The organism is Nostoc sp. (assembly GCF_036917555.1).
Classification (GTDB): domain Bacteria; phylum Cyanobacteriota; class Cyanobacteriia; order Cyanobacteriales; family Nostocaceae; genus Nostoc.
Window position 1 is genome coordinate 78,495 of record NZ_JBALDD010000024.1, and the last position, 21,584, is coordinate 100,078.

At 42.1% G+C, this 21,584-nt stretch carries 19 protein-coding genes and 1 pseudogene; 11 read left to right on the top strand and 9 right to left on the bottom strand.

Features of this window, described 5'->3' with window-relative positions; translation table 11 throughout:
• Window positions 1–169: 169 nt before the first annotated feature.
• Window positions 170–403, bottom strand: a complete 234-nt coding sequence (locus tag V7K60_RS11800) for a hypothetical protein (RefSeq protein ID WP_334925680.1) — start codon at window positions 401–403, stop codon at window positions 170–172.
• Between the two features lie 846 nt (window positions 404–1,249).
• Here V7K60_RS11800 and V7K60_RS11805 point away from each other — a divergent pair.
• Window positions 1,250–1,432, top strand: coding sequence for a CsbD family protein (locus V7K60_RS11805; protein WP_334925682.1), 183 nt, complete (start codon window positions 1,250–1,252; stop codon window positions 1,430–1,432).
• A 147-nt stretch (window positions 1,433–1,579) separates the two neighbouring features.
• Here V7K60_RS11805 and V7K60_RS11810 read toward each other — a convergent pair whose 3' ends face one another.
• The 5 genes from V7K60_RS11810 to V7K60_RS11830 form a co-directional block, all read right to left on the bottom strand.
• Window positions 1,580–2,887 (bottom strand): CO2 hydration protein, encoded by a 1,308-nt coding sequence (locus tag V7K60_RS11810; protein ID WP_334925684.1) that lies wholly within the window; start codon window positions 2,885–2,887, stop codon window positions 1,580–1,582.
• 102 nt (window positions 2,888–2,989) lie between these two features.
• Window positions 2,990–4,486: an NADH-quinone oxidoreductase subunit M gene (locus V7K60_RS11815; RefSeq protein WP_334925685.1), complete on the bottom strand. Its 1,497-nt coding sequence runs from the start codon at window positions 4,484–4,486 to the stop codon at window positions 2,990–2,992.
• A 383-nt stretch (window positions 4,487–4,869) separates the two neighbouring features.
• Complete coding sequence (locus V7K60_RS11820) at window positions 4,870–5,583, bottom strand: carbonic anhydrase (protein ID WP_334925687.1); 714 nt, start codon at window positions 5,581–5,583, stop codon at window positions 4,870–4,872.
• Window positions 5,584–5,634: 51 nt separating this feature from the next.
• Complete coding sequence (locus tag V7K60_RS11825) at window positions 5,635–7,512, bottom strand: NAD(P)H-quinone oxidoreductase subunit F (RefSeq protein WP_334925689.1); 1,878 nt, start codon at window positions 7,510–7,512, stop codon at window positions 5,635–5,637.
• 369 nt (window positions 7,513–7,881) lie between these two features.
• Complete coding sequence (locus V7K60_RS11830; RefSeq protein ID WP_334925691.1) at window positions 7,882–8,067, bottom strand: hypothetical protein; 186 nt, start codon at window positions 8,065–8,067, stop codon at window positions 7,882–7,884.
• A 137-nt stretch (window positions 8,068–8,204) separates the two neighbouring features.
• Between V7K60_RS11830 and V7K60_RS11835 the strand changes: the two genes are divergently transcribed.
• From V7K60_RS11835 to V7K60_RS11855, 5 genes and pseudogenes are all read left to right on the top strand, one after another.
• Complete coding sequence (locus tag V7K60_RS11835; protein WP_334925693.1) at window positions 8,205–8,420, top strand: hypothetical protein; 216 nt, start codon at window positions 8,205–8,207, stop codon at window positions 8,418–8,420.
• Complete coding sequence (locus V7K60_RS11840) at window positions 8,410–8,532, top strand: hypothetical protein (RefSeq protein WP_334925695.1); 123 nt, start codon at window positions 8,410–8,412, stop codon at window positions 8,530–8,532. The genes V7K60_RS11835 and V7K60_RS11840 overlap by 11 nt, the downstream gene beginning before the upstream one ends.
• 85 nt (window positions 8,533–8,617) lie before the next feature.
• Entirely contained in the window at window positions 8,618–8,857 is a 240-nt protein-coding gene (locus tag V7K60_RS11845; RefSeq protein ID WP_094347747.1) for a hypothetical protein, read from the top strand.
• Window positions 8,854–9,312, top strand: a pseudogene (locus V7K60_RS11850) (HNH endonuclease). Before V7K60_RS11845 ends, V7K60_RS11850 begins: the two are co-directional and overlap by 4 nt.
• A 142-nt stretch (window positions 9,313–9,454) precedes the next feature.
• Window positions 9,455–10,042 (top strand): Uma2 family endonuclease, encoded by a 588-nt coding sequence (locus V7K60_RS11855; protein WP_334925697.1) that lies wholly within the window; start codon window positions 9,455–9,457, stop codon window positions 10,040–10,042.
• On the opposite strand, the gene V7K60_RS11860 is transcribed toward V7K60_RS11855, so the two are convergent.
• Window positions 10,025–10,327 (bottom strand): hypothetical protein, encoded by a 303-nt coding sequence (locus V7K60_RS11860; RefSeq protein ID WP_334925699.1) that lies wholly within the window; start codon window positions 10,325–10,327, stop codon window positions 10,025–10,027. The genes V7K60_RS11855 and V7K60_RS11860 overlap by 18 nt on opposite strands.
• Window positions 10,328–10,399: 72 nt before the next feature.
• Here V7K60_RS11860 and V7K60_RS11865 point away from each other — a divergent pair, with 72 nt between their 5' ends.
• Window positions 10,400–12,472, top strand: coding sequence for a pentapeptide repeat-containing protein (locus V7K60_RS11865; RefSeq protein WP_334925701.1), 2,073 nt, complete (start codon window positions 10,400–10,402; stop codon window positions 12,470–12,472).
• Between the two features lie 124 nt (window positions 12,473–12,596).
• On the opposite strand, the gene V7K60_RS11870 is transcribed toward V7K60_RS11865, so the two are convergent.
• The gene (locus V7K60_RS11870) at window positions 12,597–13,166 is read right to left on the bottom strand and encodes a Uma2 family endonuclease (RefSeq protein ID WP_334925703.1); all 570 of its coding nucleotides are present in this window, start codon (window positions 13,164–13,166) and stop codon (window positions 12,597–12,599) included.
• Between the two features lie 86 nt (window positions 13,167–13,252).
• On the opposite strand from V7K60_RS11870, the gene V7K60_RS11875 reads away from it, so the two are divergent.
• Entirely contained in the window at window positions 13,253–14,794 is a 1,542-nt protein-coding gene (locus tag V7K60_RS11875) for an FAD-binding oxidoreductase (protein WP_334925704.1), read from the top strand.
• Between the two features lie 29 nt (window positions 14,795–14,823).
• Complete coding sequence (locus V7K60_RS11880) at window positions 14,824–15,528, top strand: actin-binding WH2 domain-containing protein (RefSeq protein WP_334925706.1); 705 nt, start codon at window positions 14,824–14,826, stop codon at window positions 15,526–15,528.
• A gap of 234 nt (window positions 15,529–15,762) precedes the next feature.
• On the opposite strand, the gene V7K60_RS11885 is transcribed toward V7K60_RS11880, so the two are convergent.
• Entirely contained in the window at window positions 15,763–16,800 is a 1,038-nt protein-coding gene (locus tag V7K60_RS11885) for a chemotaxis protein CheB (RefSeq protein WP_334925707.1), read from the bottom strand.
• Window positions 16,801–17,258: 458 nt separating this feature from the next.
• Between V7K60_RS11885 and V7K60_RS11890 the strand changes: the two genes are divergently transcribed.
• Window positions 17,259–17,399 (top strand): hypothetical protein, encoded by a 141-nt coding sequence (locus tag V7K60_RS11890; RefSeq protein WP_334925709.1) that lies wholly within the window; start codon window positions 17,259–17,261, stop codon window positions 17,397–17,399.
• A 161-nt stretch (window positions 17,400–17,560) separates the two neighbouring features.
• Window positions 17,561–21,370 (top strand): CheR family methyltransferase, encoded by a 3,810-nt coding sequence (locus V7K60_RS11895; RefSeq protein WP_334925711.1) that lies wholly within the window; start codon window positions 17,561–17,563, stop codon window positions 21,368–21,370.
• Window positions 21,371–21,584 lie beyond the last annotated feature (214 nt).

Consider the following 21,584-nt stretch of genomic DNA (forward strand, 5'->3'; position numbering starts at 1 on the left):
GGATGGTGGATTGTGCCAAGTCCAGATATTAAGTTGTAAGGCTGTTTTACTTCAGGATAGACGTGTTGGTGTAAACTCTCGTCGAGAAGCGGCTTGTTGTCAGATATCGCCGCACTAGGAGCAACTAAAGAGAATATAAGCACTCAAATTAGAAATAAGTACTTCATTATTATTTTTCTTCAAGCTCTTTTTTAATATTCAAATGCCACAGTTTCTCTAAAGAAGCAACTTGTTGGCAAAAAACAGCAGCCCGGTGTTTCTTATAAAGATTAAACCCTAGAAACACAATCATTGGAATCAAGATAGAATATCCGATGAAAATGTTAACAGATGAATCAGTTTGCATCCTAGAGTCTATATATTGGGAGTTGGGAGTTGGTTGAGTACTAGAATTTGATTGCATAAATATCTTCATAAAGACTACAAGTAATAAGCTAGAAATAAACGTGAATAATTGTTCCTGCCGTCTTGGAACAGAAATTAGTCACAACTTTTATTAGGTACTTCAAAGCCGCTGCTGAGACTTCTCTATGCCTTCTTCCACTAGCTAAACTATTCTTCAGTTAAAACCTGACAAATTATGTTGATTTCTGCTAACTTTTGTGACAAAATCCTTATTCTATAAGCTACTACTTCTAAAGTATTTACTGAGATTTCAACTATTTTTAGTGTCAGTTATTTCTAATACTTGCTTAAGTAGTCAGAGTTACATAAGTAATATACAGGGGATTGCACGTTCGTAAGTGACTGTTAAGAAAGATGTAACTAATGTATAACCAAGCTATTGGGGAGAGTGCCCGATAGGGCGGGTGGCAATACTTCTCAGTTAGGCATTTTTAATTCAGAATCGGGTTTTGGGAAAAGGGTACTGAATTTGGTTAAAGGTTTTTTCTTTCCCCTTTTCCCCTTAACTGAGAAGTATTGGGGCGGGTGGATAGTGTACTCGACTTAGATAAAGAGCGCTGTATTTACCATATTTAGTGGTATGGCTGTCTACCTGAAGTGATAAATGATTTTATCTGAAGATAGAACAATAAAATGATCCCTTTCCCTCTTTTGAATATTACTTGAATTTCCAAAGATGAATTTAAAGGTTAAATAACTATATACAATGGACACAAATATTTTTCATAAAACTATCATCAGATAGAAGAATTAAAAGTTTTCTAGAAGTAATCTATAAACTTTGCAGCGCTTTTCAAGCAAGCAAGAAGTAATCAACACTTAACAGACTTTAAGAACAAAAAATATGAGTATCGAAGATAGAGCAAAAGCTTTTGCTAAAAACATCGAAGGAAAAGTACAAGAGGGAATTGGCGAAGTAACTGGCAATCCCAAAGATAAAGCTGAAGGTAAAGCTAAACAAGCTGAAGCCCAAGTCCGTCACACCGCTGAGAATATCAAAGATGAAGTTAAAAAGACTTTAGAATAATACAGCATGATAGAGGTTTTCCTCGCTGTAACAAGTTGCTCAAGTAACTAGATTTTGGCGGTACTGTACTAGGTGATAATTTTATTTAGGAAGAATGTAGAGACGTAGCACTGCTACGTCTCTATAAAGGTTTTAAATGGAGATATCTTATCGATAATCTTGACTTTGAATACTCCCCAAACGAGCAGCATCACGAATATTGTAGTCAGCACGGGTAAAGCGATTTAGCTGCATTTCAAAAAACTCTCGATTAGCTTGTAAATGCTTGGGATTTTGGTCATCTAAAGGATATAAAAGTGCAGTTCGCAAGGCTTGAATTACCGCAGAAGTTACACAGTACATTGAGCGTTGAAAACTAACTCCTAACTGAATCAACATATCTTCTTCACCCCGGCAATGTTGGCTGTAATAATCAACAAGATATGGTGGCAAAAAGTGCAACATATCTTGCATTAATAATGTCGGGGGAATGCCAGCAGTACCCACTGGAAATACATCAGCGTAAAGAATACCATAGTGAAAATCTTTTTGGTCTTCTGGCACTTGACGCGCTTGAGCATTATAAGATTTTGTTCCTCGGAAGGGTGCAGTGCGGTAGAAAACTGCTTCTACATAAGGTAATGCGGCTTCGTATAGCCACATGAAACCCTTAGATTTGGGGATAATTTCGTAGCATTTACCACGAATATAAACGTGATGGTAAATCGGACGACCTGCGATCGCAAATATACCATTAACTAAGAAGCTCATCGCCTCTGGGACGCTGCTAATGGTACCTTCATCATAGCGATCGGACATTTCAAAGAATACTGGGGCCATAACTTCCCAGAATAAGCCCAGATTAGCGTAGTATGACATCTGGCGGCACTGTTCCAAAAACATATCGGGGAACAGCTTGTAAAGTCCCAGCATTACTGGGTTCCCTTGGAAGTAAGCTTTAATTGCTCGGTCAGCGTTGGCTTTGTATTCTTCAGAATCTAGGTAAGGGTCAAATTGTCCACCCATCCCTCTGTGCCACAACATCGCCCGCATACAAGCTTCCGCAAATTCCATGTTAATGCGATCGTGCAACAAGTGATGCAACAACTTCGGCATTTTAAAAGTTTCACCCTTCTCAATAAATGCCAAAAGTTCTGGATGTGCAGTAGCTTCGCCGCGCCAAATTCGTAAATCGGCATCATCGCCAGCGTAATGATTATGCAGTTCTAAATACTCATTGGGTAGGAAGTATTTAAAGAAGGGAAGCGGGTTTAAAAATTCCCGTTCGGCAATATAAAGTAGGTCACGCCAGTAAAAATCCATCGGTACAGCATAAGCTTTGTACAAACCGATGATTTGCATCAAATTTTCTGGAGTATCGGGTAACATTGCACCGCCTGCTTCTAAGCGGTGAATTACTTCGGCAAATTCGTGATTAGAAGCAGGTAATTTAATTGCTGTTTTAATTGCAGTCATGGTAATGATATTTACTCAATTGCGTAAACTTCTAGCGAATCGAATTCAAAAACTCTGCGCTACTTTGCGTTAAACTTTGCGTTCCTCTGCGTTTAAAAACTCTTAATTATTTACCACTTCAGAGATAACAGTTTTTTCCAAGGAGGGAATTGCAGCCACCATTGTTGTAGTTGTGGATTCACTCCAACGCACTAACCATGTGGGTTGTACTCCTAAAAAGATGATGAAAGCTGCCAAAATTAAAGCTGGGATTTTCTCAGACCAAAGAACTTTGGGATAGTAGGCGAAGTTATCCAATCTGCCAAAACAGGTGCGGTTAAGGAGGATGACAAAATAGACTGCGGTTAATCCACTAGCGACTACACACAAAATTGTCGGAATGGGAAAGATAGAGAAACTGCCTTGAAAGACGATAAATTCAGCGATGAATCCTGTCAAACCGGGAATACCTGCACTAGCCATTCCACTTAAAACTAGTAAGGCGCTAATTAAGGGTAAACCGCGTATGGGACTCATTAAACCATTGAGTTTATCTAACTCACGTGTGCCGACTTTGGCTTCTACAACTCCCACCAAGTGGAAGAGAATCGCCAGGATGATGCCGTGGCTGAACATTTGGGCGACTGCACCAACGAGTGCTAAGGGAGTACTAGCAGCACCAGCTAGCAAGATATAGCCCATGTGACCAACAGAACTGTATGCTACCATGCGCTTGATATCTTTTTGAGCGATCGCAATTACTGCCCCATAGATAGCGCTAACTGCTCCCCAAATTGCTAAAGTCGGTGCAATAATACTCCAAGCGTGGGGAAACATACCCAACCCAAATCGCAGCAGTCCATAGGTTCCCAGCTTTGCTAACACCCCACCGAGAAGAATGGCAATTGGTGCTGAAGCCTCAACGTAAGCATCAGGTAGCCAAGTATGGAAGGGAACTAAAGGAATTTTAATACCAAAACCTAATACTATTCCTGCTAGTAAAAGGATTTGTTTGGCTGTTGACAGGTTTTCTGTAGAAACTGCATCAAAAGCAAAATTGGTAGAACCACTCAGCCACACCATACCCAAGAATGTCGCCAGAATTAATGCTCCTGAAACAGCAGTATAAATCAGGAATTTAATCCCAGCATAACCCCGTTTTGCCCCTCCCCAAATGGAAATTAGTAAGTAGAAGGGGATTAGTTCTAGTTCGTAGAACAGGAAGAATAGCAGCAAATTTTCTGCTAGAAAAGCACCTGCAACTCCTCCACTAACTAATAAAATCATGGAGTAGAACAGCCGGGGGCGTTCAGTTTCTTTACTACTGCTGTAAATAGCAATCCAGGTGAGCAGGCTATTTAACACCAACATCAAGATAGAAAGCCCGTCAACACCTAATTGATAGCTCAAGCCAAGGGTTTCATTCCAAGGTAAATACTCTTGAAATTGCATTCCAGGATTACTGATATCAAATTTTAGCAGGATAAAAAGGTTCCAGAAGAGAACTATCCCTGAAAAGATTAATGCTATTAAACGAATGCGATATTTAGGAATACTTACAGGTAAGACTGCTATAAAAATAGCAGTAAAGATTGGCAGCCAAATCAAAACACTTAACATGAGAGTTTTGTCCTTTGTCTTTTATGACTCAATACGCTTGGGTTAAGAGAATATTAGGTTGGGTTGAGCGATAGCATAACCCAACAAAGTCTCGATAATGTTGGGTTTCATTCCTCAACCCAACCTACGTCTTCGTCCTTTGTCTTTTGTCCCTTATGACTTACTCTTAGAGAATGTTTGAAAAGCCATGATTGATGTATCAAATATTTTTTTACCCCTCCCTAACCCTCCCCTTATAAAGGGGAGGGAATCTGATTTTTCTTGTTTCCCCCCTTTATAAGGGGGGACTAAGGGGGGTAACAACGCAATTAAAATCACTGCCAATCACTTTTCAAACAACCTCTTAGCCAATGACTAATGACTAATGACAAAGGGTAAAAAAGCTAACTTACTAAACTAATTTCTCCAGTATCTAAATCGTAATAACCACCAACTATTTTTAGCTTTTCTGCTTTGATTAACTCCGATAAAACTGACGATGATTTCAATCTTTGAATTTGCGCCAAAATATTTGCTTTACAAACATTTTCTACCATATCTCCTGATTTATCTTTTGAACTTTCTACACTTGGTTTAATTGCTTCAAGCAAACTTCCAATATTTCCAGGTACTGGAGCACCTTTAATCGCCGCTTGTACCGCACCACATCTTTCATGCCCTACTACCATGATGACTTTGGCGCCTAATACTAAACTGCCAAATTCTAAACTACCAATTTGCTGTGTTGTGGCAATATTACCAGCTATCCGGCAGACAAATAAATCTCCAAGCCCTTGGTCAAAAACAATCTCTGAAGGTACTCGTGAATCTGCACAACCGAGAATAGAAGCGAAAGGCTTTTGACCTTTGGCAACTTCAACTAAACGTGAATAGCTTTGGTCAGGATTACGACGTTTTCTTTTGGCAAACCTTTCATTTCCATCTAATAACTCTTGCAGTGCCTTATCGGGCGTAATCTCTTCTTCTACTGGTTTTTTTTCGGCTGCAAGTAAGTTTGAACTAAGTCCGGCTGTCAATACACCTGTACCGATCGCACCTGCACCAAACTTGAATAAACTTCTTCTAGAAAGATTTATTTGCGGATGTTGTCTGCTCATGGAATTATCCTCACAATATTAAACTGTTAACTTTTATTCGGATAGTTACTGCTACCGAAGTGTCGAGATTTGAAAAACAAAATTTAAAAACTGTACTCCCCAAAATGGCCAAGTTACCCACATTCCTAAAAGACTCACTCCTAGAAGAACTGTGAATGCATAAGACTGGGTTTGTCCAGAGGTGCTGTATTTAAGACCTTCGCCACCTAATAGCGAAAATAAACCAACGAAATTAACAATGCCATCAACCACAAAGCGGTCAATCATATCGGCAAGTTGCGAGATTTTGGCAACGCTGAAAATTATCGTCATCCGATAGAGTTTGGGGGTGTAAAAGTCGTATGCCAGTAAATCTTGTAATCCTTGCCAAGGGAGACGAATCGGTTTGGGAATATTGCCTAAATAAATTACGCCAGTGATGCTGCAACTGAAAATACTCGACCAAATTAAAAGTAGTGCGACATCTTTATTGAGGTTTGTCCAATCTGGTAAAAGTGATAAGCTTTGCAACACTAAAGAAAGATGTAGACTGACACCAAGTAAAATCATTGTTGGCAGAATCATCGGCCAGTGGGCTTCAGGCGATCGCTGACTCATTTGTGTCGGTTTACCACCAAAAATTAAAGCGAATTCTCTGGTTAAACTGACGGCTGTCAAAGCATTTACCGCTATCAATACTCCCACTAACCAAGGTTGGGTTTTCTGTAACGCATCTGCTAATTCCAGCATCGCCGAAAAGCTACCCAGGGGTGGAAAACCAATTAACCCCAAACTTCCAACGATAAAGGCAATTCCAGAAATTGGGCGGCGTTTCCACAGTCCACCAAGTTGGGTTACGTCTTGGGTGATGCTATTCCAGATAATTCCGCCGGTACTCATTACCAATAGTGCTGCGGATATGGCATGGGTGAGTACTAACAACAGTGCTACTTCGTCTTGCTGTACTCCCACAGCGATGAATACTAAACCCATGTATGCGCTGACAGAATAGGATTGGCAGCGTTTAAGATCGATTTGAGCGATCGCAATTAAAGAAGCACCCACGGCTGTCACCGCACCAATCGCAACCATCGCCGAGGAAGCTATGGGCGAGATGGTTAACACAGGTTGCAATTTAATCAGCACCCATGCACCACTAGCTACTACTACCGAGTTCCGCAAAATCGTACTGGGAACAGGGCCTTCCATCGCTTCATCTAGCCAGAGATGCAAGGGAAATTGGGCACATTTACCCATAGGGCCAGCAATTAAAGCTAAACTTACCAGTGCCATAGTTGTCGGGTTGACGTTAGCAGTAGCCGCCCATTCAGCTAGTTCTGTGTAATTCCAAGTTCCAGCTAAAGGCCATAATGCCAACACGCCCATCAGCAAGAATAAGTCTCCCACCCGCTTGGTTAAGAAAGCGTCTCTTGCACCTGAAACTACCAACGGCTGACTAAACCATAAACCAACTAGTAGGTAGGTTCCCAGCGTCAGCACTTCCAAAATTACATAGCTGAAAAACAAGTTATTACACAAAGCAAGGGCGCACAATCCCGCTTCAAATAATCCCAATAAAGAATAGAAGCGTCCCCAACCCCAATCCATTTCCATGTAGCCGATCGCATAAATTTGCGCCAGCAAATTCAAGCCAGTAATCACAATTAAAGCGCCGACACTCACCGAAGATATATCCAAAGCTATAGTCAGGTCTAAACCAGCCGTAGATAACCACGGAATAAATACTTCTTGGGCTGGATAATTCCAAGTTGCTTGGAAGGCGATCGCACTATGTACAAATGCCAAAAATGTCATCACCAAGTTTACATAACCCGCCGGTCTTGGCCCGGTTTTCCGAATGATCCCCGGCGACCAAGGCACGGCTAACAAGCCACCTATTAAGGCATAGCACGGAACTAGCCAAACAGTCTCAAGTAGAAACTGAGCCATCAACTCACCTCTATTATTGTCATCAAAAATTATGGGTTTTAAATCAACTGACGTTGATCCCAGTTAACCTAGCGATGTCCACAACGCGCTATTTAGCGTCGCAGAACAGCAAATTTATCTTTATTTAATTTTCTTAGAAATAGCTTACCGTTATATCTGTCCAAATTGAATTAATTTATCTAAATAAATTTGAGATAACTACTCTAATTATTTCTTATATAATCAACTATTCCGGCAAACAATATAAGTATTTATTCTTATCTATGCATTGGTTCATGGATGAATCAATAGTTATCATTAGTTTTATCAATTGATATAAATGACAAGAGACGCCATTGATTGCGTCTCTACAAATCGACTAAATGTAATTTATATTTGGGTGATTTTGTCAACCTGCCAATGAGAGATAGTAATGGCAGGTGACGAGACAACTTGACTTATGGGTGCGGGTTTCATGTCCCGGTAGTCGAGGAGTTGGACTAGGATCAGGTAGGCGATCGCTAAAATGATCGAAATCGCACCTGTAAGAATGGCAATTATTTTCGAGCGTTCCATCAGTATTTCCTGTAATGCAAGTTATTGTGCAGTGCCTATATCCACATAATAGACTTGGCTATAGTTTCTGAGCGTGAGGGAACCGCAGTTTAGCAGATAAAATATTAACAACCTGAAAGCGACATTGAGCGATCGCCATGACGACGAAACAAGCTATCTTTGACGCTATTGAACAACTGCCAGAGCAACACCTAAAAGAGGTGTTGCAGTATGTTCAACAACTTGCACGTCTCCAAAAATCACCAGCATCCAACCCATCCACCCAAAGCAGCGATCCCCTTGCAGATTTCATCGGTGCAGTATCTCACGGTTCTCTAGCTGCCAACTTAGACAACGAACTCTATGGCGGATAAGCTTTTTATTGATACATGGGGCTGGCTCACGCTCCATGACAAAAGTGAACGTTATCACCAAGAAGCCACAGAAGCTTACCAATATGCAATCGCTCAAAATGGACAAATTTAGACAACAGATTACGTCCTTGACGAAACGATTATTTCTCGCTGTTAAAATATCACCAGTCCGCTAAATTAAACGAGACATACAGCTTATGATTACTCAAATGATGGTTCAACCCTCATTCTGGGTAGATTCTGGAATCAAACTCAGTAAAGTTAGGGACATATATTTGTTTAAATTTACTGAAGAATTACAGTCTCGACTCGAAGAATTGTCTGAGAAAAAGAAAGCTGGATTGCTAACAAGCGAGGAAGATGCTGAATTGGCAGGCATATTGGAACTTGATAGAATTTTTACCTTGCTTAATGCCAAAATCATTTCTCAATCATGACAGTTAATGATTCCACCAAAAAATTAGTCAGACAAAGAGCTAAATTTCTTTGTGAATACTGTCATTCTTCAGAAGAAGCAAGTGCTGCTCTATTTTCTATTGACCATATTACACCGTAGTCTCTTAAAGGTTCGGATGACCCTGATAACTTGGCATTAGCCTGTCAGCGTTGCAATGGATATCGCTACAATTTCACCACTGGAATTGATCCAGATACAGGACAGATGCTACCTCTATTTAATCCACGCCAGCAAAAGTGGTCTGACCACTTTATTTGGTCAGCAGATGGTCTAACAATTATTGGCATTACTTCTGTAGGACGAGCTACAAGTAATCGTTTAGACCTCAATGATGAACGTCATAATGAAGGCTCTATTGTCAAAGCTCGTCGTCTTTGGATCAAAGGTGGTTGGCATCCACCTGATGAAGACCCGCAACAAGTAAAAAAGTATTGATCGCTAAAATAATCGAAATCGCACCTGTAAGAATGGCAATTATTTTTTAGCGTTCCATCAGTATTTCCTGTAATGCAAGTAGAATAACTGTATTGAGTCATCAATGAGGATTGAGTAGGCGCAGCCCGCCGTAGGTATCGCTATGACTGCAACCACAAAAAAATTTACTTTTGCAGAGTATCTTAAGTATAACGATGGCACGGATACCCAATATGAATTGGTAGATGGAGAATTAATTCCCATGAGCCTTGGCACTGGCAAGCACGGTGGCATCTCCAAGTTTTTAGAACGAAGCTTTGATGATGAAAGTGCCAAAATGGGTCAGAATTGGACAGCACAAAAGTTTTCTGTCGGAGTACGTTCGCCACGAGGGGGACGCTGGGACACCTCACGAATTCCAGATGTAGTAGTATTACCAACACAGCAGTGGGAAGCACTTTCTAATCGAGAGGCTGTAATCGAACTCAACGAAACTCCCCCCATATTAGTGGTAGAAGTCGTCAGCGAATCTACACAAACCACAGACTATCGCAGCAAACGTTCTGAATATGCTGTTCTGGAAATTCCCGAATATTGGATTGTTGACCCGATTCAAGAGATAGTAACAATATGCACCCTAGTAGAAGGGTTCTATGATGCTGTTGCATTCCGAGGACAAGAACGCATCATCTCTTTTACTTTTCCACAGTTGGATTTGAGTGCCGAACAAGTCTTAGCAGGACGGAAGTGAACTCTCAATTACTATTACCCAACCAAACCGTATTGGCTGTACTTCAACAATGAGCCTCAGAACCTCGATATTGACCTTCTGAAGCTCGACGATGACCTTCTGAAGCTCGACGATGACCTTCTGAGCCTCGAAGTTGCGCCTTTTATCCTCGAAATTGCACCTTTTATCCTGGAAGCTGCACCTTTTATCCTCGACGTTGACCTTTTGAGGCTCAACGATGACCTTCTGAGGCTCGAAGTTGCGTCTTTTATCCTCGAAGTTGCGTCTTTTATCCTCAATTAACAAATATATCTAACCATTCTTGAATGTACAGGCGTGAGCGTGTAGTAAAATTTGCTCACCTCCGTAAAGTGGAACATGGCTTTAGACTTCTCCGGTCAAAATCTCCGAGGACGCAACTTCAAAGGTAGACAAGACCTTGCGGGTGCAAACTTTAGCTATGCCGACATCCGAGGGGCAAACTTCACTAATGCTAATTTAACAGGTGCAAACTTCAGTCATGCCAAAGCTGGACTGCAACAACTTCAGAAAATAAGTTACCTAGCTCTTATATCGTTGTTATTTTTAATACTGTCAGGATTTTTTTCATATCTAATAACTGATTATTTTTTACCATTAACATTTAAAGCCTCCGGCTTAGAAAAGCATATTGCGGGCTGCACTACTTTAATTTTATTAATTGTCTTCTTTTTAAATACGATTCTTCAAGGAGTAGGGGCTGGTTTAAAAGCCTTCGCTTTTACCTTTGCCGGATTTGTAGGCGTGGCTGCCTCTGCCAAAGGCGGAACAGTAGCTGCTTTTACCGGAGGCGCAGTTGGAGGCTTAACTGTAGCAGTAGTTGTAATTGTAGCTGTAGCCTTTGCTGTAGTCGTAGTAGTTTTTACCGAAACGGTAGCCACGATCGGAGCAATAATCGTAATCGGACTTTTAGTCTCAGCAGTGGCTGTATCCTTTCCCAGACCAACATCTGGCAAAATCATAGTAGTAATTGTAATCATAAGTGGAGCCTTGGCTTTAGCCTTTGCCGTAGCCTTATTTAGCATTTACATCGGTTGGCAAGCAATGAAAGGAGATGAAAAATACGCCTTGATTCGCAATATTGCTGTTACCTTTGCTGCAATAGAAGGTACAAGTTTTTGTGGCGCTAACTTGACTAATGGTGATTTCACTGCTGCGACGCTTAAAAGTATAGATTTCCGAAACACTATACTTACTAACACCTGTTGGCATCAAGCCAAAATGCTTGACCATGTTCGTCCTGGTTCAACTTATCTGCAAAACACACAAGTATGTAAACTGCTGGTTACAGGACAGGGACAGGATAAAAACTTTAACCGTCAAAACCTGCGGGGTATCAACTTACAATCAGCAAATTTAGCAGATGCCAGCTTTATTAGCGCTGATCTCAGTGAAGCTAATTTGCAAGATGCCGATTTGTCAAGAGCAAAGCTGAAGCAAACCCAACTAGACGGCACTGATTTAACGGGTGCAACACTCACTGGCGCGTACATTGAAGATTGGGGCATTACAAATACAACTAAATTGCATGGGGTGAGGTGTGAATATGTCTTCATGCGCTTACCCACCAAAGAAGACCCTGACCCCCTCCGCAAACCTGATAATAAACAAGAAGTATTTGCAGACGGCGATTTTGCCGACTTTATCCAGCCAATTTTTGACACCCTCGACCTTTACCATAATCAAGGCGTTGACCCTCGCGCTGTTGCCATTGCCTTCAAAAACCTTGCCGAAAACCATTCCGAAGCTGAGTTAGAAATCGTGGCAATGGAGAAACGCGGCGATGATAAAATCTTGCTCAGAGCCAAAACCGCCGCAGGTAGCGATAAATCTCAACTGAGCGCAGAATATTTTGATGATTATAATCAACTCAAAGCTTTATCGCAGAGTCAGCAATTATTACTTGTAGAAAAAGATAAGCGCATTATTAGTCTAGAAAATATGGTAGACAATGCTCTCAAGCAGCCGAAATTTTATACTCAAGGAGATACAAATATGTCAGATATCAGCGGCATCAATATTCAAGGTAGCAGTAATGTTAGCGGTATTGCTGGCAATAGTTCTATTGCTAATCTGGGAACCATTAGCGGTAACGTGAGTATTGCCCTCAATCAGTTGCCTGATGCGCCAGATGCCGAGAAACCAGGAATCAAAGAATTATTGTCGCAGTTGCAAGATGCAATCATCCAATCCACATATTTGTCAGAAGAAGACAAAGCTGAAGCGCTAGAACAGGTGAAGACTTTGGCAGAAGCGGGTAAAAATCCTCAAGAATCCACCAAGCAAAAGACGGCAAAAACAGCCATCACCATGTTGAAAGGGATATTTACCGGCTTACCTGCTGTTGCCTCTCTGGTGGAAGCGGGTAATAAATTATTGCCTGCGATTTCTAAATTATTCGGTTTGGGATAATTTACAGCTATTTTCAGGTAAATAGACCACGCGATAGGGGCACAGCATTGCTGTGCCCTTACGACAGATGTGGTTCAAATACATAAAAATTGCTGTAACGTGAGGTCTTTTGAATAAAAAACCCCTAAGCCGTTAATACTTGCTGTGCTGTCAATACTAACTCAGAGAAAGTCGGAGAATATATTTGCTGGTTTCCTGTAAATACTGTTTGGTTATAACGTCCCTGATCTAACAAGCAGACTGTCACCTTTGCTTCCAGAGGATCAACAATCCAGTATTCAGGGATAGAGAAGGCTGCATATTCAAGTGGTTTCCTTTCGTAATCTCGTTTCACAGACTCAGCGCTAACCACTTCTATTGTCAACAGTGAAGGTAACTCAAGCACAGCCGATTTACCCTGAATAGATTGTCGCTGTTCTTCAGTCATCACAATTAAGTCAGGGAGATGGGATTTTTTGACAGAGGTACGAACGCCAGTCCCACTAGGGTGAACCTGCCAGTCCAACCCTAGTCGTTGGATTTCCAGATAGAAGCGGATCAACAAGAAAGTAATGATCGCTTCATGCAAATTTGAGGCTGGAGGTATTTCTAGCAGTACCCCATCCTCAAGTTCATAGCGCTTGTCAGTTCCGTCATCGTAGGTGAGATATTCCTCAAAAGTATACAGACGTTCTACAGGTTTTGTCGTAGACATACTCTTGTAATTCGTAATTGGCCATAATCATATCTACTTTCTTCATTCTCAGGTAGTTTTGGAATGTAGAGTTTAGTTTTTCCAAAATGTCTTTAACTGAAGAAATTCTTTCCCAATTACCCGGCGATGTTTTAGGAGGATTGCGCCAAGGCGATCGCATCTTAACATCTGTGCGCGAAAACACCGCACCAGTACCAACGTTAGTTAAAGAAAGTCAACAGCCTTTAGGCGTTGTAGATTTCGATGTGCTAATCTGCGGTGGCACTTTGGGCATTTTAATTGGTTGCGCCTTGGTGGTGAAGGGGTTGCGGGTGGCGTTGCTGGAAAGGGGAATTTTGCGTGGGAGGGAACAAGAATGGAATATTTCTCGCAAAGAATTAGATGTATTTGTGGAATTGAACTTGCTGAGTGAGGAAGAATTAGCAAGTGCGATCGCCACTCAATATAACCCAGCACGAGTTAGTTTTGCTGGCGGTACAGAAGTTTGGGTAGAGGATGTCTTGAATATCGGCGTAGATCCAGTTTATCTACTAGCTACCTTGAAAACTCGATTTCTCGCTGCTGGGGGAAAGTTGTTAGAAAACACACCCTTTACTGAAGCAGTGGTTCATCCCGATGGGGTGATGGTAAATAACCAATTCAAAACTCGCTTATTAATCGACGCGATGGGACATTTTTCACCCATCACCCAACAAGCACGCCAAGGCAAAAAACCAGATGCACTGTGCTTAGTTGTGGGAAGTTGCGCTCAAGGTTTTCCAGAAAATAACTCAGGCGATTTATTATTATCATTTACATCTTTGCAGAATCAATGCCAGTACTTCTGGGAAGCATTTCCAGCTAGGGATGGGAGAACCACTTACTTGTTTACCTACATGGATGCACATCCCCAACGTTTGAGTTTAGGAGCTATGTTTGAGGAATATCTGCGTCTTTTACCAGAATATCAGGGAGTGGAATTGAGCAAACTAAAATTTCAACGGGCACTATTTGGTTTCTTTCCCACCTATCGCCAAAGTCCGCTAAAAACTCCTTGGAGTCGCATTCTACCAGCCGGAGATAGCAGTGGTAGTCAATCTCCCCTGAGTTTTGGTGGTTTTGGGGCAATGGTGCGTCACCTAAAGCGTTTAACTTATGGCATTTACGAAGCGCTGGAAACAGAACAATTATCAGCAAAAGCGTTAACACTGCTGCAACCTTATCAGCCAAGTTTGACTGTTACCTGGTTGTTTCAAAGGGCGATGAGTGTTGGTGTAAATCAGAAAATTGCCCCAGATCAAATTAACCAATTACTTACAGCAGTATTTCAGGAAATGCAACAGTTGGGTACACCAGTGTTAAAACCATTTTTACAAGATATAGTGCAGTTTTCGGCACTAACGCAAACACTGTTAAAAACTGGTTTATATTATCCTGGAATAGTTGCCAAGATAATTCCGCAAGTAGGTTTGGCAAGTTTGTTAGATTGGATGTTACATTACAGTAATTTAGGTGTATACACTGCCTTGCTTTCGCTAAGTCCAATGCTAGAAACATGGATTAAGAATCAACCGAACGAACAACAATATTATTGGCATCGTTTGATTGATGCTTGGAAGTATGGTTCTGGCGGTGATTACTCAGATTAAACTTAGAATTTTATCGGTGTGAGGATAACATGATTGAACGGAAATCATCAGGAATCAAATACTTTGCAGTGCTGATTGGATTCCTGCGCGATCGCCAAGGTTTTTTAGAAGAAGTTCGCCAAGGTACGAGATTACCAAACAAAATAATTTCTTTGCTAGTTTGCAGTTCTTTATTTATCGCCGCTTATGGCGGAATCATTGGTGCATACCATAGTTGGATGCAAGCTGTGTCTTCTGCCATTAAACTTCCAGCCCTTTATTTAATTACACTTTTGATTTGTATACCGACGTTGTTCTTTGCTAATATTATTTTCGGTTCAAAGCGGACTTTTGCCCAGCATTTAGCATTAGTTTTAACTGCGGTTTCAGTCACGAGCGTACTTTTATTTAGCTTTGCCCCAATCACACTGTTTTTCTTGATTACCACCAATAATTACCAGTTTTTGATTTTGTTAAATGTCTTTATCTTTGCCATAACTGGATTTATTGGTGTTTCGTCTTTATATCAAGCCACGAGTTTAGTTTTAGAACAAGATAATGAAGGTAGCAAAACACGCCAGAGAATTTTACAATTCTGGCTATTTCTTTACGCCTTCGTAGGCAGTCAGTTAGGATGGACTCTCAGACCGTTTTTTGGCACACCTGGTTCTGTCTTTGAACTATTCCGTGAAAGAGAAGGTAATTTCTATTTAAGCGTCATTAAATCTATTGGCTATCTCTTGGGAGTTCATTAATTAGTAATTAGTAATTTCACATAAAAGATAACGGAAAATCAAGGATTTTAAAAATAATTTTCCGTTATTTTTCGTTGATTTGATTGCCAACTCGACTTATGTATACACGGTAGACGGTCGATAAGTCTTTCACCAGACACGATATCACTGGTTGTTCGTGTATCGTCAGTACTAGCACTAATGACGACTGATATCAAAGGAGGTGCTATCACAACACAAGCAAGTCTCTTCTTACTATTGCTGTTCTTCAGTTGACTCTACAATGTCTCGGTTCGTGGCAAGGCCGTTGAGGATTAATCCGCGAATAATTGACACCTCTTTGTCTAAATTACGCGCATAATCTTCATATTTTATTCTTGCTTTCTGCAAATTATAACTTTTCATTTGTTCAGCCATTTGACGCGAAAATGTTACCTTTTCCTCTAAAGCTCGAACAGCTGACCACAAGGCATTTTCAATATGCTCAGTTTGTTCACTCAATAAGACATTGGCAGAAAAAGAATGCCCGGTATGGCAGCGAAATCGCAACGGCTTCGAGTTCTTAATTTGCCAAAGAGTACCATTACATTGAGGACAAGTATAAGTTGTGCGAGTTCCAATCTTTTCTACATTCTCTAAAAACTCTTTAGTATTCATTTGCTGTAGAGCAATGTTTGACTCGATCTCCATTTCTTTTGGTATTGGATAAGCTTTTTCTTCTGCTGCTGGTTCCTTAGTTAAACGGACTAGCAGGTTTGGGATTTCTGCTAGTGTTAGGCAGTAATCGACCTTGACAAACTGTAATGCACTCTTTGCCATACTGGGGTATTGTGCCTCCTGTGGGTCTTGCACTATGGCAACTCCGCCCCGCTTTTTAACCGCTTGTAAACCTACTGTGCCATCATCCAGGTAGCCAGTGAGAATTACACCCACAACCCTGGGGCCATAAGTAATCGCGGCTGAACGAAATAATGCATCAATTGCGGGTCGAAATCCGTTCTCGTGAGGCCCATGCACCACCCGTAGATGTTCTTGGCTGATTAACAAATGATGATCTGGCGGAGCAATGTAAATGTGTCCTTTTTGAATTTTCTCACCATCCTTTGGATGGGATGTGGAAAGAGAGCTTACGCTTTCAAAAATCTGGGGCAGAAGACTCGGTTTGTCTGCTGCCAGGTGTTGAACGATCAACAAAACAGCATCAATGTCAGCAGGCAAAGCACTAATGATGGTACTCAGTGCTTTGAGTCCACCCGCTGAAGTTCCAATAACGATGATATCGTGTCCAGGCATAGATTTCTTTGATCAGTTCTAGTTACACAAAAAGAATATGCCGCCGACAAATTTTCTTCGTTCGTGGATGGCATTTAGCCGTTGTTATTCAATTAAGGTGATAAACCTCAACTTACTGCCATAGCTAAAAATATGCAACTAGCAGAGGAATGAGTTTAATTAAACTCAACAACACCCAGCCGAAATAAGTAGAGGCAATTTTGCATACGCATTTATCCGTCCTGAGTCGAATGTGAATCATGCTGATTCTCAAACGAATGGTATTTTTAAGCTATTGGAGAGGTAGATGTGCTTTTGCACCCATACACTGTTTAATAAACTATTAATTTATATTATAATTATACCAATTCCAAATGAATAAAACCGGATTTGACAAGGGTTTCGGAGGAAAGTAACTGTTGCAGAATTTTGGAGAATTAGTACTGATTAAAGATTGAATTGCATTGATACCATTAATTATGAGTGTCAAATCTCCTACTATCGATATGAATGCCTTGATTTTTCCTGGGCGAAAGTTGTGTGGACTAATACAAGAGCAGTTTGCTGCTAAAGTAGGTGTAACAGTAGTAACGCTCAACCTGGGAAAATTATCGGACTAAACCGATGCCTCTAGCACTCCGATAACTGTAAGCCTTGCTGAATCAAAATGAGTAAGTCTGAGATTAAGGCAAGCCTTGAGAGCGCTTCTTCTCTGCTAAAACAGTATTTTCATAAAGACTGATCAGCCCAGCCCAACAAGACCTCATCTGTTCCTGCTTCTATGACTTCTAACTCACCTGCTCCAGACAATTTATCTATATTGAATACTTCTATTGCATCTGACCTAAGTCAACCCGATGCCCTTTTTCCTGTCGTCGGCATCGCTGCTTCAGCGGGTGGGCTAGAAGCATTTACAGAGATCATCAGTCACCTACCTACAGATACGGGTATGGCATTTGTGCTGATTCAGCATTTATCCCCGGACTACGAAAGCCTGCTGTCCGAAATTCTAGGTAGAGTGACCGAAATGGCTGTGTGTCAAGTGCTAGACCAGATGATGATCGAGCCAAACAAGATTTACGTCATTCCGCCTAACACTCAGATGACGCTAAGGAATGGAATGCTGCATTTGGCTCTCCGCGAGAAAACTCTTGGAAAATATATGCCGGGAGATACGTTTTTCTCCTCATTGGCAGCGGAGCAGGGCAACAAAGCGATCGCTATCGTTCTATCGGGTACTGATGGAGACGGGGCGCAAGGACTGAAAGCTATCAAGGTTGCAGGAGGCGTCACCATTGCTCAGTGCCAAAACACGGCTAGATTTGACAGTATGCCGAATACTGCCGTTGCCACTGGAAACGTTGATTTTGTGCTGCCGCCTGAAGCCATTGCTGAAAAACTGGCAGAGCTTAGTCGTAGTCCCTTTTTGTTTTACTCAGGGTCGCTAACAGTGATCGAACAACCGCCTCAACCAGGTGATGCTTTGACCACCATTTTTGCGCTCCTGCGGACAACCACTGGCGTTGACTTTACCCTCTACAAACCGACAACACTAGATCGACGAATACAGCGACGGATGCTGTTGTACAAGTTAGAAAAGCTGGAAGACTACGCTCAGTACCTGCAAGTGCATTCTAATGAAGTGCAAGCGCTATATGAAGACATCCTGATCCACGTCACCAGTTTCTTCCGTGAGCCAGAAGCCTTTGAATACTTAAAAACCCAGATTTTTCCTAGCATTATTCAAAACAAATCAGCAGACCATCCGATTCGGGTTTGGGTAGCGGGATGTTCAACGGGTGAAGAAGTTTATACGATTGCTATTTGCCTATTAGAGTTTTTTAGCGATCGCGCCAGCGTCCCTCTAATTCAGATATTTGCCACAGATATTAGCGAAATTGCGATCAACAAAGCTCGCTTAGGTTTTTATTTAGACACTCAGTTGCAAGGAATTTCAATGCAGCGCCGCAACCGCTTTTTTGTGCCATTGGCAAGCGGTGGCTATCAAGTTAGCAGCACTGTCCGTGAACTGTGCGTCTTTGCTCGGCATAATTTGGGGAGCGACCCGCCATTCTCGAATCTCGACTTGATTAGCTGTCGCAACGTGCTGATTTACTTATCAGATTCGTTGCAGGAATACATTATGTCCCTGTTTCACTACAGTCTCAACTTGACTGGCTTTCTGATGTTGGGTAGTTCAGAAAGCATCAAAAACTCTTCAGACCTGTTTAATCCTGTCCACGATACCTTCAAAATCTATGCGAGAAAATTAAGCTTAAGCCGTCCTTTGTTTTCGTTCACGACCAGTTCTTACCCCACCATGAAGGTTGAGCGGCAGCGAAAAACTGAAACCATCGCTGCTAATTTTGATTTAGCACGAGAAGTCGAGCAAATAATCTCAAATCGCTACGCGCCTGTATCTGTCGTAGTCGATGACCAAATGCAGATTTTGCAACTGCGAGGAGACGCTGATCCCTACCTGAAGTTGCCTGCTGACACAACCAACTTAAATGTGCTGCTGATGGCAAGAGAAGGATTGACCGTCGCGCTGCAAACGGCAATTTATCAAGCCCAAACCCAAAACCTTTCAGTTCGACAAGAGCAAATCCGCATTGAAGCGAGTGAGCGCTCGACCCTCCTGAATCTGGAAGTGATTCCATTCAAACCCGCGACCGCTACGCCGAAACCTCTCTATTTCCTGCTGATTTTTGAAGCGGCTTTACCTGCGGTTCAACTAAGCTTTGCTATTACTCAAAGCCAAGAATCAGAAAACGAAAGCTTAGAGCGGGAAATTATTCAGCTACGGCAGGCGCTAGCAGCCGCGACGCAACGTGAATTCTCAGTTCAAGCGCATCTGCAAGCGGTGATTCAAGAACACAATTATCTCAACCAAAGCCTGCGAGTGGCGAATGAAGAAGTTCTGTCGAGCAACGAGGAGTTGCAAAGCACAAATGAAGAACTCCAAACGGCTAAAGAAGAGATTCAAGCCACCAACGAAGAACTCTCTACGACCAACGACGAACTTCGCAACCGCAACTTGCGCCAAAACCGAGACAATAGCGATCTGAATAATTTTATTGACAGCATCAGTATTCCGATTCTCATGCTGACCAATGATTTAATTATTCACCGCTTTACGCCCGCAGCCCAGCGACTCTTCAATTTTATCCCTGCCGATGTCGGGCGACCTTTTAGCGACCTCCGCACCAATTTTGACGTTCCCAACTTAAAATTGATCATATCAGAGGTGCTGGAGACACTTAACACCATTGAACAGGAGATTCAAACCCAAGCAGGCTATTGGTATACCCTCCGCATTCGCCCCTATCGCACAACAGAAAATCAGATTGATGGAGTGACAATGGTTTTCCTGGATATTGACGCGCTTAAACGCCATACCGTCACGTTAGAGTTAGCTCGTCAGCAGGCAGAAACCGCTAACCGAGCCAAAGATGAATTCCTCTCGAACCTCTCGCATGAACTCCGCAATCCCCTAAACATCATGCTGGGCTGGACACAAATACTACGCACCCGCGGACTCGATCAAGCCACGGTAACTCGTGCTTTAGAAATCATTGAGCGGAGTGCAAGAATGCAATCTCAATTAATTGATGATATTTTAGATACCTCTCGGATTGTCAACGGTAAGCTCAATCTCAGCACCCACCCGATTGATCTGCTTTTAGTGGTGCAAGCTGCGATCGAGACAGTGCAATTATCAGCCGAAGCAAAAAATATTCAAATCGTTTCAGACTTGAGTTCTGAGATAATCGTCGGCGATGCCGAGCGCTTAGAGCAAGTCCTGTATAATCTTTTATTGAATGCTATTAAATTTACGCCCGAAGGTGGACGAGTCGAAGTTAGGCTCATGTCTGACAGAACTCACGCTCAAATTCAAGTCAACGATACAGGACAAGGAATTTCGCCAGACTTGTTGCCGTATATTTTTGAGCGATTTCGTCAAGGAGATTCCAGCACCACGAAAGCGAAGCCAGGGCTGGGACTAGGGCTATCGATCGTGCAGTATCTGGTTGAACTGCATAGTGGCACGGTTCAGGCAGAGAGTCTGGGTTCAGGACAAGGAGCAACGTTCACCGTCAGGCTGCCAAAAAAATATCTACAAGGGGAGTTTACACTGTCGAGCGATTTAGAGCCGACTGCGTTAGAAGTCGCCCCAGATCGTTCAAGTGATCCTGTCCCCTCATTGTCGGGTTTGCAGATTTTAGCGGTTGATGATCAAGTCGATGCCCGTGACATAGTTAAATTTGTGCTGGAAGACTACGGGGCTGAAGTGCTGACCGTGGCATCTGCAAGAGTTGCTCTAGCGGTTCTAAGTAAAAACCCCAATCGGTATGATCTGCTAATTTGCGATCTTGGAATGCCGGATGAAGATGGCTACTGGTTGATTCGGCAAGTGCGATCGCTGAGTGCAGAAGCCGGAGGGCAAATTCCAGCCATTGTGCTGACTGCCTATGCAAGTGAGTCACAACAACAACTGAGCATTGAGGCTGGGTTTCAAATGCACATTGCTAAACCTGTCGAACCAGATCAATTAGCGTTGTTCGTTGCAGACCTAGCAGGACGAGCTTAGAAAATTGGCAGCAAAGTTTGTTGTGTACGCTTGCTCCCTTCCGATTAATTACGCTTATCCCGCCTACTGTAAGGTACATTCAACAAAACTATAAAATGGCGATCGCACTGTGCCAGTTGCGTAAGTCCTGTAGTTATAATTCGCGCATCTGTGCAAAAAGCAGGAAACCCTCTTTCCCCCTGCTAATAGCCCCCTGCCCCTGGAGCGGTCTTAA